Raw genomic sequence first — 14,570 nt, forward strand, 5'->3', positions numbered from 1 at the left:
GTTCCTTGGCGTTCGGTGAACGTGCGGGAAACGCCAATGTTCCGGAACGGGCATCGGTCATAGTTCTGCCCATCCGGGCGATTGAAAGGAAAGGCTCGCCGAATCATGGCCGGCGGCGCTTTTCTTTCGGCCCCGTTGAATTTATGGACTGGTCCTCACCAGCACGAGGTTTGCCCGTTGATGCGATCTGCCTTCCCGTCCCTGTCCGGTGCCCTTCGCCTTTTCCTCGTTCTTCTGCCGTTCATGGCAGCGGGGGCAGGCGCGCAGCAACAGCAGCCCGTGGTCTCGACGCCGCCTGCCGCGGCCATGACGCCTGCGGGAGTTGCGAACGGCGCGGCCGCCGCGCCGTCGGCGAAGCCTGAGGAGGGGTCGCTCGGCAATCCGGATTCCCGATCGGTGGCCATGCAAACGGCCATCGAGAAGGCGCGCGCGCAGCTTGCGGCGCTCAGCGAGGAAAAGTCGCGCGATGCGGAGGAGGATTTCCAGCTCGCGGAGCTGAAGCTGAAGGCGGATGATCTGGCCGCCCAGCTTGCCCAGCACATGGCCGATATCCGCGACAGGCTGGGGCAGATCCAGGCCCGCATCACCGAGATCGGCGAGGCGCCGCGTGCCGGCCAGCCTGCGGAAGCGCCGGCGGTCACCGTCGAGCGCAATCGATTGATTGCAGAACGCAACGAACTCAACGCCGTCTCCAGCGGCGCAAGCGAGATTGCGGCTGCCACTGGAAAGCTCTCCGCCAGCATCACGGAAATGCGTCGTCGGCTTTTTGCCGAGCATTTGCTGAAGCACACCGACCTGTCGCTGGATGTGTTCGTGGACGCGGGCACCGCCTTCCTCGATGAGGTGCATACCTTCCGGGATGCGCTCTCCGGTTGGCTGAGCTTTGCCTGGAAGTTCAAGAAGCTGCAGTTCCTGTCGGCCGTGGTGCTGTCTCTCGGCGCGGCCCTCGTCTTCCTGGTCGGCGGCTATCGCCTGTTCGGTCGCATGGTCAACCGCAACCTTCACATGGAAGATCCGCCCTATATCACGCGGCTCTCCTTCGCCTTCTGGTCGCTGATGGTGCAGACGGCCTCCCTGACGGCCTTTTTCATCTCCAGCTTCTTTTTCATGATGAGCTTCAATGTTCTGCGTCTGGATGTGGCGCCGATCATCGGGGCCTTCTTCGGCTTTCTCTGGCTCGTCTTCTTCGTTGCGCGTCTCAGCGCGCTGGTCTTTGCGCCTGATTATCCGAACTGGCGGCTGGCGCGGGTCACCAATCATGGCGCACGCCAGCTCTACTGGCTGATCGTCAGCATGGCTGTGATCAACGGACTGGATTATCTGCTCGGCCAGATCAGCGAGTCGCTCAACTCGCCGGTGGTGCTCGCCATCGTCAAGAGCCTGACGGCCTCCGTTCTGATCGGCCTGATCCTGATCGTGATGTCCTTCCTCAAGCCGCTTCTGCCGGAGGACCGGCAGATGGACGGTCAGGGGCGTCCCTTTCCGCGCGGCATTCCTGCGCTGCTGCGTCTCGCCGGCCTTGGCCTCATTCTGTGCGTGCTCAGCGGTTATCTCGGCGTGGCGCGCTTTGCCGCAACCCAGATGGTGCTGTCCGGCGCCATGCTGGTGACCATGTATATCGGCATTCTCTCGGGGCGCGCCGTCGGCAAGCAGGGCGGTTTCGCCAAGACGGCCTTCGGGCGCTATCTCGCCGAGCGCTTCAGGCTGGGCGAGGTGGCCCTTGACCAGATCGGCCTTGGTGCCGGGCTCAGCATCAATGGCCTTGCGCTTTTGTTCGGCGTGCCGTTGATCCTGCTCACCTGGGGCTTCCAGATCCAGGATATCCAGAGCGCTGCCTTCCGGCTGTTCACGAAGATTTCGATTGGCAGCATCTCCATCTCGCTGGTCGGTATTCTCGGCGGCATCCTGCTGTTTTTCGCGGGCTATGCCACCACCCGCTGGGCACAGAGCTGGATCGATCGCAACGTGATGGCGCGCAGCCATGTGGATGCGGGCGTGCGCAACTCGGTGAAGACCGGCATCGGCTATCTCGGTGTGGGCCTTGCGGTGGTGATCGGCGTCTCGGCGGCCGGCATCGATCTCTCCAGCCTTGCGCTGGTCGCCTCCGCCCTCTCTGTCGGTATCGGTTTCGGCCTGCAGAACATCGTGTCGAATTTCGTCTCTGGCCTGATCCTGCTGGTCGAGCGGCCGTTCAAGGTGGGCGACCACATCGTCACGGGTACGACGGAGGGAATCGTCAAGCGCATTTCCGTCCGCGCCACCGAGATCGAGACCTTCCGCAAGCAGTCGATCATCGTGCCGAATTCTGAGTTGATCAACGCATCCGTCGGCAACTGGACGCATCGCAACCGCGTCCAGCGCGCTGAAATCCCGGTGGGCGTCGCCTATGAGGCCGATCCGCAACGGGTGATCGACATTCTCATGGAAACGGCGCTTGCCATGCCCGGCGTACTGCGCAATCCGGAGCCGCACGTGGATTTCCTTGGCTTTGGGCCGTCCTCGCTGAATTTTGAACTGCGCTTCTTCCTGTCCGACATGAGCGAGGGCATCGGCGTGCGTAACAAGGTGCGCATGGACATCCTGAAGCGCTTCCGCGAGGAGGGGATCGACATTCCCTATCCGCACCAGGATGTGAAGATCCTGGGCACAGTCACCACACGGCCGGAAGGACGCGGCGGCCAGCCATTGCAGCCCGCGTCGCAGGTGGACAAGGAGACACCCGGGGCAGGGGCAATCGAAGGCAAGGCCTGACGTGTCCAAGCCCTTGCAGTTTTGTCGCTTGTCAAATTTGGTCTCGTCGCGGCAAGCTGTGCGCATGTCGTAAACAGGCGTTTGGCCAAACCCGCGGAACTGCATAGTCCGCTCGAAAAGCTATGCACGGGCGCCGGCCAGCCGCGCCCGTTTCGTCCAGAGGGGATTTTGCTTCATGAAGACACAGGCACGGGCGGTAGTGATCGGTGGCGGGGTGGTCGGTGTTTCGACCCTCTATCACCTGGCGAAGAAGGGCTGGAGCGACGTCGTCCTCATCGAGCGCAAGGAACTGACCTCCGGTTCCACCTGGCATGCAGCCGGCCTTTTGCCGCTGTTCAACCTGTCCTACTCGGTTGGTCAGCTGCATAAATATTCTGTCCGCTTCTACGAGGAGCTGCAGGAAGAAACCGGCATGAATGTCGGCTTCTCCAAGGTCTCGAACATCCGTCTCGCCCGCACCAAGGACCGCTGGGACGAATACATGTACTATGCCGGCATCGCAGAAACGATCGGCGTGAAGGTGAATGTCCTGACGCCAGATCAGGTCAAGGAAATATGGCCGCTCTGCGAAACGGACGGCCTGCTCGGCGCCATCCAGCATCCGGACGACGGCTATATCCAGCCGGCCGACCTCACTCAGGCACTCGCCAAGGGCGCGCGCGATCGTGGCGCCACCATCTACCGCAACACCACGGTGACCGGCATCGAGCAGCTGGCCGATGGCCAGTGGCAGGTGACGACCGACAAGGGCGAGATTGTCGCCGAGCACATCATTTCCTGCACCGGTTCCTTTGCCCGCAAGACCGGCGAGATGGTCGGCCTCAACATCCCGGTCATTCCGGTCGAGCACCAGTATATCGTCACCGAGCCGCATCCGGCGATCCAGGAACGCCGCAGACAGGGTCTGCCTGAAATGGGCGTGCTGCGCGAATCGGATTCGGCCTGGTACATGCGCGAGGAAGCCGGCGGCCTCATTCTGGGTCCCTATGAAGTCGGTGCGCCGGTTTGTTATGTCGATGGTCCGTCCGACGAGAGCGAGTACGAACTGTTCCAGGAGGATCTCGACCGCCTGATGCCGCATATCGAGACGGCAATTGCCCGCGTGCCGGCCTTCGGCGAAGTCGGCATCAAGAAGGTCTATAACGGCGCGATCGCCTATACGCCGGATGGCAATCCGATCGTCGGTCCGGCGCCGGGCCTGAAAAACTTCTGGCTGAACGAAGGTCATTCCTTCGGCATCACCGCCGCCGGCGGTGCCGGATGGCAGCTGGCAGAATGGATCGTCGACGGCGAGCCGACCGTCGATCTGATGGGCGTCGATCCGCGCCGCTTCGGTCCTTATGCGACGGAAGGCTATCTCATCGCCAAGAACGAGGAGGCCTATGCCAATGTCTTCACCATGCATTATCCCGACGAGGAGCGTGCTGCCGCCCGTCCGCTGAAGACCACGCCGATCTATGACCGCCTCAAGAAACTCGGTGGCGTCTTCGGCTCGCTCTATGGCTGGGAGCGTGCCAACTGGTATGCGCCGGAAGGCTATGAACTGCCGGAAACGGAAAAGGGTGTTGGCGCCGACGTCATCACCAATCACAATTACGCCGCCCCTCTCGAAGACGGCCGTTACGTCGAGAAGTGGTCGTTCCGCCGATCCAACTATTTCGAGCATGTCGGCAACGAGGTGAAGAACGTTCACGAGAATGTCGGCGTTCTCGACATGTCGCCCTTTGCCAAGATGGAAGTGACCGGCCCCGGCGCGCGCGACTGGCTGGACAGCATTTTTGCCAATGTGATCCCGAAGAAGCGCGGCCGCATCGCGCTCTGCCATGTGCCGACGCCGGCCGGCGGCGTGAAGGCGGAATTCACCGTCTACGAATGGGCGCCGGGCCGCTTCTATCTCGTCTCGGCCGGCGGTCTGGAAGCCCATGACCATGACCTGCTCTGGCGCCTTGCCCCGAAGGACGGGTCGGTCACCCTGCAGCCGATCACCCAGAAATACGGCGTGCTGGTTCTTGCCGGCCCGAAGTCGCGCGCGGTGCTGAAGAAGCTCACCCGCACCAGCCTCGAGAACAAGGATTTCCCGTGGCTGACGGGCAAGCCGATCTCCGTCGGTGTCGCGAGCGCCCATGCGCTGCGCGTCAACTTCATCGGCGAACTCGGCTGGGAACTGCATCACCCGATCGAAATGCAGGCCTACATCTTCGATCGGCTGATGGAAGCCGGCGCCGAATTCGGCATCAAGCCCTTCGGTATCCGCGCCATGGTGTCGATGGCCGTGGAGAAGTCCTATCGCAACATGGGCCGCGAGCTTTCCATCGAATACAACGCCTTCGAATCCGGTCTCGACCGCTTCATCCGCCCGGAAAAGAACTTCATCGGCCGTGACGCGATGCTGGCCGCCCGTGACAAGGGCCTGCGCTGGAACTTCGTGACGCTGACGCTGGAGGGCAATACGGATGTGGATGCGCGCGGCTCCGAGGCAATCTATGACGAGACGGGCGCACTTGCCGGCCGCGTCACGAGCGGTGGCTACGGCTGGCGCATCGGCAAGTCGGTGGCGCTGGCCATGGTCAAGCCTGCCTATGCGGTGGATGGAACGCGGCTGAAGGTGCGCATCCTGGGTTCGCTCTACGACGCGACGGTGGTTCCGGAAAGCCCATTCGACCCGGACAATGCCGCCATTCGCGCCTGAGGCGAAATTTCGCAACAGCTTAAAAGAGTTGATTGACCATGATTGCAAGGCGGCCTTCCGGGGCCGCCTTTTTCGCTTGATTTCACCCGTTCCGCTTGTCGCGCTTAAGGGTTCGGCAAGCGCCGATGCCTATTGTCAAGTCATCGCGAATATAAAGAAGGCGGGCCATGACATACTTGGGTTTATCGGGAATGCATTACTCGGGCGAACAGTTTCCGGATGCCCGCATCATCGTGGCAGAGGATTCCAACGTCTTCACCTCGATGATCCGTCAGCGGCTCAAGGAAATCTTCGGCATCGAGGTCGAGATCTGCCGGACCTATGAAGACCTGATGATGGCCAATGAACTGTCGGAAGAGCCGGTGACCCTGGCGATTTCCAACATCAACCTTCCCGGTGCCGAAAATGGCGAGGCCCTCGAATACCTGCTTGATCTGAACATCCCGACGATCGTTTTCACCGGCACCTTCCAGGAGCAGACCCGCGAAAAGCTGCTGGCCAAGGACATCGTCGACTACATTCTGAAGGACAGCATCTTCGCGGTGGAAATGCTGGTCGAATCGGTCTGCCGCTTCCTCACCAACCATCGCCACCATGTGCTGATCGTCGATGACAGCCCGACGGCGCGTGCGCTGCTCTCCACCCGCCTGAAGCGCTACAATTTCCGCGTCAGTGTCGCCGAAAGCGGTGCCAAGGCCATCGATCTTCTCAAGAAGAATGCCGATATCGGCCTTGTCGTGACCGATTACAACATGCCCGATATCGACGGATTCGAGCTGACGCGGCGAATCCGCTCGGTGCGCGGCTCGCATGAACTGCGCGTGATCGGAGTATCCTCCTCCACAGACCGGCTTTTGTCGGCACGCTTCCTGAAGGCCGGCGGCAATGATTTCATGCTGCGCCCCTTCATCGACGAGGAATTCTACTGCCGCGTCAACCAGAACCTCGACACCCTGGTGCAGATCAAGTCCATGCAGGCCCAGCGTAACGCACGCGTCGCTTGAGGCGAGGGGCAGGCAAGCCGCGCGACAAAACGTTTCTCCCCGCGATCCGCCGCGTGCTGCAAGGCTGCGGCGGATTTGCGTTGACGGGGGCTTGCCGTCAGACCACGACGCCGGTGCGTGACGTGTTCAGCGTCAGCTTGCGCTCGGCGCGTTCCTGTTGCGGCGAGCGGTTATAGACCTCGCGATAGCACTTGGAGAAGTGCGAGGCCGAGACGAAGCCGCAGGCGACCGCCACCTCCACCACCGGCATGGAGGATTGCACCAGCAGATGGCGGGCGCGGTCCAGCCGGATTTCCAGATAGTAGCGGGCCGGCGAGCGGCCCATTTCCTGGCGGAACAGGCGCTCGATCTGGCGGCGCGACAGGCCGACATCATCGGCGATCTCGATCAGCGACATGGGTTCGGCAAGGTTGCTTTCCATCAGTTCGATGATCTGCAGCACCTTGCCGTTCTGCACGCCGAGGCGCGCCCTGAGCGGCAGCCGCTGGCGGTCATGCGGGTTGCGCACGCGGTCCGTCAGTTGTTGCTCGCAGACGCGGTTCACCAGCGTCTCGCCAAAATCCTGTCCGATCAGGTTCAGCATCATGTCGAGCGAGGCGGTGCCGCCGGCGCAGGTATAGAGGTTGCTGTCCACCTCGTAGAGGTCGGCATAGACCTCCGCCTGCGGAAAAGCTTCGGAAAAGCCCGGCAGGTTTTCCCAATGGATCGCGCAGCGCTTGCCGTTCAGGAGTCCTGCCTGGGCCAGCACATGCGCGCCCGTACAGAGGCTGCCGACGGCCACACCGCGATTATAGGTCTCGCGCAGAAAGGCGTTCACCGACTTGTTGTTGAATTCTTCCACGTAGATGCCGGAACAGATCAGCACCATGTTGGGCCGGTGTTCGCCGCCGAGATGTCGGCGTTCATCGGCAAGCGAGGTGTTGACGTCAATGGCGATGCCGCTCGACGAATAGACCTTCTGTCCGTCGACAGAGGCAATGCGCCAGTCGTAGGCAGGATAGCCGAGCATGCGATTGGCGATGCGGAGCGTTTCCACGGCGGCGGAAAAGGGAAGCATGGTAAAGTGCGGAATGAGAAAGAAGACGAGCGTTCGTTTTTTCGGTTGGGGCTTGTTCATCGCGAGGGCTCCGTGGCGGCCTGCTATTCCTCGCGTGAAAATATAGCCTCTTAATGTTCGATATGCGACATCAAGATCGGTATTCACGTCGCGGATACAAAAGTTCTCGCGGCTGATCTTGCATTTTTGTGACTGCCTAAAAGCTTTGCCTGGAGAAAGTTCAATTGGCTAAAGTTTGGGCCAGGTTGCATCAGTAACGAATAAAATAGAAATCCCGCATCCATGGCTGTCACGGATGCGGGAAAAGGCCATGTCGCAATCGGGCATGTCAGTTGCGCTCCGGCTTCTGCATGTCGCTGGCCGGCCAGCCGAGGTCCTTGCGCAGGTCGAAGGGCAGGGCTTCCAGCATCCGTTCCGTCTGACGCCGCCGGTAGGCGCGCTGCTGGCTGCTGATCCAGTAGCCAAGTGCCGAAAGGCTGGTGGAAAGCCATGTCTGAACCAGACCGGACGTCGTCCGGCCCGAGGTGCGCGTACCGAACCAGCGGCTGCTCCGCCGGACCGGCCGGTGATCGATGATGATCGTCATGTCTCGTATCCTTCTCTGTTGCATCACGCCCGGGAAAGGCCCGGGCGGATCAGTCATGCGCGCATCCAATCCTTCAATCAATCGAATGGATTTTATATGTGTCATGACATTTTGTGGTGTTCCTTGATCCACGCTGGCAGGATGCAGGGTGATTGACGATCAATCAAACGAAATGATATGGTGCTTATGTTCAGCTAATTTGAAAGATGAGCCGATGAACCTGCCCTTCCGCCCGTCCCTGCCGCTGCTCGACAACGACGTGCTGCGCACCTTCGTCGCGATCGCCGATACCGGCAATTTCTCCACCGCCGCGGAAGCCGTGCTGCGGACGCCGTCCGCTGTCTCCATGCAGATCAAGAAACTGGAGGAGCAACTCAGAGTGACGCTGTTTCTGCGCGACGCGCGATCGGTGACGTTGACACCGCATGGCGAGATGCTCCTCTCCTATGCGCGACGCATGATCGCGCTGTCGAACGAGGCGGTGTCGCGCTTCCTGATGCCGGAACTCTCCGGCATCGTGCGCCTTGGTGCGGCGGACGACATTGCCGAACGCCTGCTGCCGAGCATCCTCAAGGATTTTGCAGGAAAGTTTCCGGGCATCATGGTGGATGTGACGGTGGACATGAGCATGCGCCTTCGCCGGCGCATCGATGAGCAGCGGCTGGATCTGGCGCTGATCAACTATTCGCAGCGTCCGCATGCGGCGGTCGGCGAACTCGTGTACAAGGACAAGCTGGTCTGGGCCGGTGCCCGTTGCGGCACGGCGCATCTGCGCGATCCGCTGCCGATTTCGATATGGGAAGATGGCTGCATCTGGCGGCAGGTGGCGGTGGCCGGGCTCGAAACCATGAAGCGGCCCTATCGCATCGCCTATCTCAGTGCCAACACCATGGCGCAGCGCGCGGCTGTCGTATCCGATCTCGCGATCGCACCGTTTCCGCGTTCCTACATCACCGATGACATGGCGATCCTTGGCGTCAAGGAAGGGCTGCCTGACCTGATGAGTTTCGATGTGCGGCTGCTGTCGTCCGGTGACCTCTCGGTGCCGGCCAAGGCGGTGGCGCAAAGCATCCGCGAGGCCTATAGCGAGATGGAGCGGGAGGCGGCCTGACGCGCCTTCGGCATCCGCACGGGTGCTTAATCGCGGCTGCGGCGGCGCCTGCGGCCGCCAGCCTCGCCTTCGCCGCTCTCGGCCTTGCGCTCCGGCAGGCGGACAACTTTTGACAGATGCGGGAAGGCGTCCACCTTGTTCGGCAGCGCCATGGCGTCCACGAAATGCTGCTGGAAGCTCGGCTCCAGCGCGGTTTCGATCTTTTCGATGCGGCCGACCAGTGCCTCGATTTCCCGGCGGTGATCACGGTTGAGCAGGCACATGCGCGCGCCAGTTCCAGCCGCATTGCCGACAGCCTTGACCCGCCCCAGATCGCAATCCGGAATGAGGCCGAGAACCATGGCATAGGTGGGATCGATGAAGGTTCCGAACGCGCCGGCGAGACCGATCCGGTCGACCGTCGCCACACCCTGGCGGTCCATCAGCAGCTTCACGCCGGCATAGAGCGCTGCCTTGGCAAGCTGGATGGCGCGGATATCGTTCTGCGTCACCGCGATGCGCGGCTCGCCGTCAGAGAGCAGATAGGAAAAGGTGCGCCCGTTCGCCACGATGCGCGGGCTTCTCCCGGCAAGCGTACCGTCGATCACGCCGTCTTCGGAGAGAATGCCGGCGAGGTAAAGTTCCGCCACCACCTCGATGATGCCGGAGCCGCAGATGCCGGTCACCTTGATCGTCTCGGCGGCCTCGGCAAAGCCCGGCTCGTCTGACCAGGGCTCGATACCGATCACGCGGAAGCGCGGTTCGAGCGTGACGGGATCGATGCGCACCCGCTCGATGGCACCGGGGGCTGCGCGCTGGCCGCCGGAGATTTCCGCCCCCTCGAAGGCGGGACCCGTGGGAGAGGAAGCCGCGACGATGCGGCCGGAATGGCCGAGCACGATTTCCGCATTGGTGCCGATATCGACCAGCAGCATCATGTCGTCCTGCCGGTGTGGCCCCTCGGCGAGCGTCGCCGCGGCCGCATCCGCCCCCACATGGCCGGCAATGCAGGGCAGGAGATAGCTGCGGGTGCCGTCGTTCATCGCAAGCCCGAGATCGCTGGCGCGCGCCTGAACCGCGCCTGAGACGGCGAGCGCAAACGGTGCCCCGCCCAGTTCGGTCGGATCGATGCCGAGGAACAGATGGTGCATGATCGGATTGCCGACGAAGACGCTGTCCAGAATATCGCTGCGGGCAATGCCGCCATCCGCGGAGACGCGGTCGATCAGCCCGTTCAGCGCCTCGCGCACGGCATTCGTCATCGCGGCGCGGCCGTCCGGATTCATCATCACGTAGGAGACGCGGCTCATCAGGTCTTCGCCGAAGCGGATCTGCGGGTTCGGTGTACCGGCGGACGCAATCGTGCGGCCGGAAAGCAGCGAGGACAGGTGCATGGCAATCGTCGTCGAGCCGATGTCGCAGGCAATGCCATAGGCCTCGTTCTTCAGGCCGGGATAGAGCGCGATGAGGTGAGCGCGGTCCGCAGACGGATCCTGATGAATGGCGGCCGTTACCTTCCAGCCGCCCTTGCGCAGGATGGATTGCACCTGTGAAAGCAGGTGGGTGTCCACCGCGAGATCGTCAAAATGCCAGTCGCGGGCGAGCGACGCCTTCAGCCGGTCGAGATCGCCGAGCGGCTTTTCCATGTCCGGCTCGTCCACCTCGACATAGCACATGCGGATGGCGGGGTTGCGCTGAATGATGCGGTCGTCGGCGCTCTTGCGCACCAGTTGCGCGTTCACCACCGTATCCTGCGGCACATCGATCACGAGATCGCCGAGAATGGTGGCGGAGCAGGAGAGGCGGCGTCCCGCCGGCAGGCCGCGCACCTCGTCATAACGCGCCTCGCGGGCACCGGGCGGGGACAGATGGTCGAGCGAGGAGGTGATCTGGTGCTTGGCGAACTGGCCTTCCTGCACGGAAATCTGGCAACGTCCGCAGGTGGCGCGTCCGCCGCACACGCTTTCCACATAGACGCCAAGCTGGCGCGCTGCCTCCAGCACAGGCGTGCCCACGGCGAAGCGGCCCCGCTTGCCGGAGGGCATGAAGAGCACGAGCGGATCGGTGTCGGCCATGTCTGTCGCTCGCCTTGTTCTTCGGCGCCGCGGGCGCCATCCGTTTCGTCTCGTCCGGGAGGCCGCTGGCGGCTTCCCCTGTCAGGGAACCCCGCACCGGCCAGAACGCCGTCGATGCGGGGCGCATGGGTTTTACAGGAACTTTACAAATCCGACGGCCGTCAGCGCCGTCAGGGACGCGACAACAAAGCCGAAGCGAAAGAACATGCGGCGGCGGTGCTCCGCCCCGGTCCAGTCATACTGCATGATGCGGCCTTTCTGTCGCCGTGGCCCGGCTCCTCATGAACGGGCGGGGGACGAAGGCAGATTGGCATTCCACCTGTCGCAATCCTGTCACGGTCGGCCTGCGCGAGGCTGGCCACGACGATGCAGCAGGCGTGACGGGCGGCAACCGCAAGAGCGTCATTCCAGGCGCGCCCCGGCGCCGGCGCGGGCGGCCCGTCCGCCGCGCCGTCCCCCGGCTGCGGGCGGCGGCGCCACCGGCGCTGCGGCAGCGCCGGGCTCTGCCGGCTTATGGTCGCGATAGGTCATGATCCAGTTGGCGCAGTTGGCATCCGTGCCGTTCAGAACATTGGCGGCGCGCACGGCTTCCATCTCTTGCGGGCGGCAGGGGTTCATGATGGCGGATGTCATGCCGGCCCCGATCACCATGGGAATGAAGCCGGCATTTATGCCGTGCCGGTGCGGCAGGCCGAAGGAGATGTTGGATAGTCCGCATGTGGTGTTGACCTTCAACTCGTCCCGCAGGCGCCGCAGCAGCTGGAACACCTGCCGGCCAGCATCGCCGAGCGCCCCGATCGGCATCACCAGCGGATCGACCACCACGTCTTCCGGCTTGATGCCGTGATCCATGGCGCGTTCGACGATCTTCTTCGCCACGGCAAACCGCACGTCGGGATCCATCGAAATGCCGGTCTCGTCGTTGGAGATCGCCACCACCGGTACGTCATATTTGCGGCAGAGCGGCAGGATGGCCTCCAGTTTCTCTTCTTCGCCGGTCACGGAATTGATCAGCGGCCGGCCCTTCGCCACCTTCAGTGCCGCCTCGATGGCGGCCGTCACCGAACTGTCGATGGAGAGTGGCACGTCCACGAGGTTTTGGACGATCTCCAGCGTCTGGACGAGGTGGGCGGGTTCGGTCTCGTTGGGATTGACGGAGGTGACGCCGGCATTGACGTCCAGCATGGTGGCGCCTGCCGCCACCTGCTCCAGCGCATCCCTGATCACCGTCTCGAAATTGCCCTCGATCATTTCCGCCGCAAGCTTCTTGCGCCCTGTCGGGTTGATCCGCTCGCCGATCACGCAGAAGGGCTGATCGAAGCCGATGACGATTTCGCGGCTGGCGGATGCGACGATGGTTCTGGTCATGTCAAGCCTTGCCTCCGGATGGGGTCGACCGGGTGTTCCCGCGCCGGCCGCCTTGATGCCTCACGCGGGTTCGCGTCCGCCTGCCTTCACAAGCGCCACGAGCCTCTCCTGATCGTATGTACCTTCCAGATCCGCCGCGGCGCGGTCCGCTTCCGCTTCCAGATCGTCGGAAACGGGCATGGGGTCGCCCTTGCGCCACTCGGCCAGATAGGCGTCGGTTTCGGCTGCACCGCTGCGCATGGCGCACAGGTCGATCGCCTCGGTGAAGCGGAGGGACAGTTCGCGCTTTGCTGTCTTGCGGCCCTGGCGGATGATCACCTGGGCCGGTATGTCACGCCAGTAGACAATGATCCGATCGGCCATGCGCTTCATCCTCCCTCATAGGCCAGAATGCATGGGCTGGAGCGGTGGGACTGCGCTCGGCGCGACGCGTGGTGGCGCAAACACGCACACGCCGTCGCTCACGGGCCTACCAGATGCCGCGCGTGAGGCCGTGACGGAGATAGGTCCAGACTGGCGGCGGGAACCGGAGTTCGGAGCGTCCCGCAGGGCGCCGCGGCTGCAACGTGCCGTTGATCGCATCCTCGATTGCCTGGGCGGCAATGCCTGTGCCGGCCGCCGTCAAGAGCAGCGGATAGGTGGAGATCGTATCGCGGCGGGAGGGCTTTACCCGCACCTCGTAAAGGGTATCACCGGTATCGATGCCGATATCGACCAGATGGACTGTCGCGCCGAAATTCTCCTCGTCGCGCTCCACCCGCGACCAGTATCCGCCCATCTGGCCGCGATAGGTGGGGTTGATGCCGGCATGAAAATTCAGGAGGGGACAACGGATTGCCGCCAGCGTGCCGCGCGATAGCGGACGACAGGAAATCAGGAATACCACGTCAGGCTGCAGTCGCTGGATCAGCGCTTGTGTATCCTTGCTGTTCAGTGTCTCCACCCGCGTCACCGGAACACCTTTGCTCTCGCCGGCCCAGAGCTTGTATTCCTCGAGGATTTCCTCCGTGCGGCGGATGGCAAGGTTCTTGCCGACACGGGACAGGCTCATCGTGGCGAGCTGCCCGAGGGCGGTCAGTCGTCCAAGCTTGCGCACGCGGCGCCGGTAGATTTCGCGCTTTGTCTCGTAGTTCTCCTGGATCACGTGCAGTTTCGGGAACTGTCGCGCCAAGGCGTTGATCATGATCTGCGGGTTCAGCCCGCCCGATGTCATCAGGATTACTTTTGCGTTGCGCGTGTCCGGCATCGTGTTCCGCTCGTCTCGATTGGCGGAACATATAGGCGAGGCCGCGGAAAAAACAGTTAAATGAAAGCGATCGCTTTTATAAGATCACCAAATCCTGTGAATCGGTATTCATAGGCGAGACCCAGCCGCTCGGCGGCTTGTTTTGCCTTTGCCTGCAACGCTTCGTCTTCCTCCTGCGCCAGATAGACCAGGGTTCGATAATTGCCGAAATAGATGTCGCGCAGTTCCGGGTGCCGGTCGAGCCCCAGCGGCTCGATGACGAAGGCGTCAAACTGGCGGGCCAGAAAATCGGTGAGAAAGAAGGCGCTCAGGTCCTCGTCGGCGCGTGCGGCAAACAGCGCGTTGCCCGAAAAGAAGGAATAGCAATGGGGCCCTTCGATGCGGCGAATGCCTTCCCGTTCGCAGAGCCGGTCGATATCACCGCCCGTGCCGCAATCGGCATAGGCAAAGAAGATATCCTCGAAGCCGGCGGCCCTTGCCTCCGCCACAGCCAGTTCCAGCCCCGGAACGATCTTCTCGGGATAGGCATGCCAGATGGCGGGCAGGCAATGCAGGTCGATATGCTCCAGTCCCTGCTGCCGCATCACGGCCAGAATTTCACGTGCAATCGCGCCGCACGCAATCACGTGAACCTTTTTGCCTCTGGAACGTTGCAGAGGCGGAAATGCTGTTTCCGACACAATCCTGTCCCATTCCACTGGAGT

At 62.5% G+C, this 14,570-nt stretch carries 11 protein-coding genes; 4 read left to right on the top strand and 7 right to left on the bottom strand.

All coding sequences use genetic code 11. The features are described from left to right. Nucleotides 1–180: 180 nt before the first annotated feature. The 3 genes from F3H95_RS13315 (at nt 181) to F3H95_RS13325 (ending at nt 6,444) form a co-directional block, all read left to right on the top strand. Entirely contained in the window at nt 181–2,751 is a 2,571-nt protein-coding gene (locus F3H95_RS13315) for a mechanosensitive ion channel domain-containing protein (protein ID WP_244618006.1), read from the top strand. A 175-nt stretch (nt 2,752–2,926) separates the two neighbouring features. Further along, nucleotides 2,927–5,440, top strand: coding sequence for an FAD-dependent oxidoreductase (locus F3H95_RS13320; RefSeq protein WP_149746351.1), 2,514 nt, complete (start codon nt 2,927–2,929; stop codon nt 5,438–5,440). A 167-nt stretch (nt 5,441–5,607) separates the two neighbouring features. Beyond that, complete coding sequence (locus F3H95_RS13325; protein WP_143124669.1) at nt 5,608–6,444, top strand: response regulator; 837 nt, start codon at nt 5,608–5,610, stop codon at nt 6,442–6,444. Between the two features lie 97 nt (nt 6,445–6,541). Here F3H95_RS13325 and F3H95_RS13330 read toward each other — a convergent pair whose 3' ends face one another. After that, nucleotides 6,542–7,561 (bottom strand): GlxA family transcriptional regulator, encoded by a 1,020-nt coding sequence (locus tag F3H95_RS13330; RefSeq protein WP_143124670.1) that lies wholly within the window; start codon nt 7,559–7,561, stop codon nt 6,542–6,544. A 268-nt stretch (nt 7,562–7,829) separates the two neighbouring features. Further along, entirely contained in the window at nt 7,830–8,087 is a 258-nt protein-coding gene (locus tag F3H95_RS13335) for a hypothetical protein (protein WP_149746352.1), read from the bottom strand. A 214-nt stretch (nt 8,088–8,301) separates the two neighbouring features. Here F3H95_RS13335 and F3H95_RS13340 point away from each other — a divergent pair, with 214 nt between their 5' ends. Next, the gene (locus tag F3H95_RS13340; protein WP_143124672.1) at nt 8,302–9,198 is read left to right on the top strand and encodes a LysR family transcriptional regulator; all 897 of its coding nucleotides are present in this window, start codon (nt 8,302–8,304) and stop codon (nt 9,196–9,198) included. Between the two features lie 26 nt (nt 9,199–9,224). Here F3H95_RS13340 and F3H95_RS13345 read toward each other — a convergent pair whose 3' ends face one another. The 5 genes from F3H95_RS13345 to F3H95_RS13365 form a co-directional block, all read right to left on the bottom strand. Next, entirely contained in the window at nt 9,225–11,252 is a 2,028-nt protein-coding gene (locus F3H95_RS13345) for an ASKHA domain-containing protein (protein WP_149746353.1), read from the bottom strand. Nucleotides 11,253–11,654: 402 nt separating this feature from the next. Further along, on the bottom strand, nt 11,655–12,620 hold the full coding sequence (locus tag F3H95_RS13350; protein ID WP_149746354.1) for a methyltetrahydrofolate cobalamin methyltransferase: 966 nt from the start codon (nt 12,618–12,620) through the stop codon (nt 11,655–11,657). Between the two features lie 60 nt (nt 12,621–12,680). After that, nucleotides 12,681–12,983, bottom strand: a complete 303-nt coding sequence (locus tag F3H95_RS13355; protein WP_149746355.1) for a virulence factor — start codon at nt 12,981–12,983, stop codon at nt 12,681–12,683. A 106-nt stretch (nt 12,984–13,089) separates the two neighbouring features. Then, nucleotides 13,090–13,866 carry a formyl transferase gene (locus F3H95_RS13360; RefSeq protein WP_149746356.1) on the bottom strand — a complete coding sequence of 259 codons (777 nt, stop codon included), beginning with the start codon at nt 13,864–13,866 and terminating at the stop codon, nt 13,090–13,092. Nucleotides 13,867–13,922: 56 nt separating this feature from the next. Then, on the bottom strand, nt 13,923–14,564 hold the full coding sequence (locus F3H95_RS13365) for a DUF1638 domain-containing protein (RefSeq protein ID WP_244618007.1): 642 nt from the start codon (nt 14,562–14,564) through the stop codon (nt 13,923–13,925). Nucleotides 14,565–14,570: the final 6 nt, after the last annotated feature.

This window comes from Rhizobium sp. RU35A, assembly GCF_900156005.1.
GTDB lineage: Bacteria > Pseudomonadota > Alphaproteobacteria > Rhizobiales > Rhizobiaceae > Neorhizobium > Neorhizobium straminoryzae.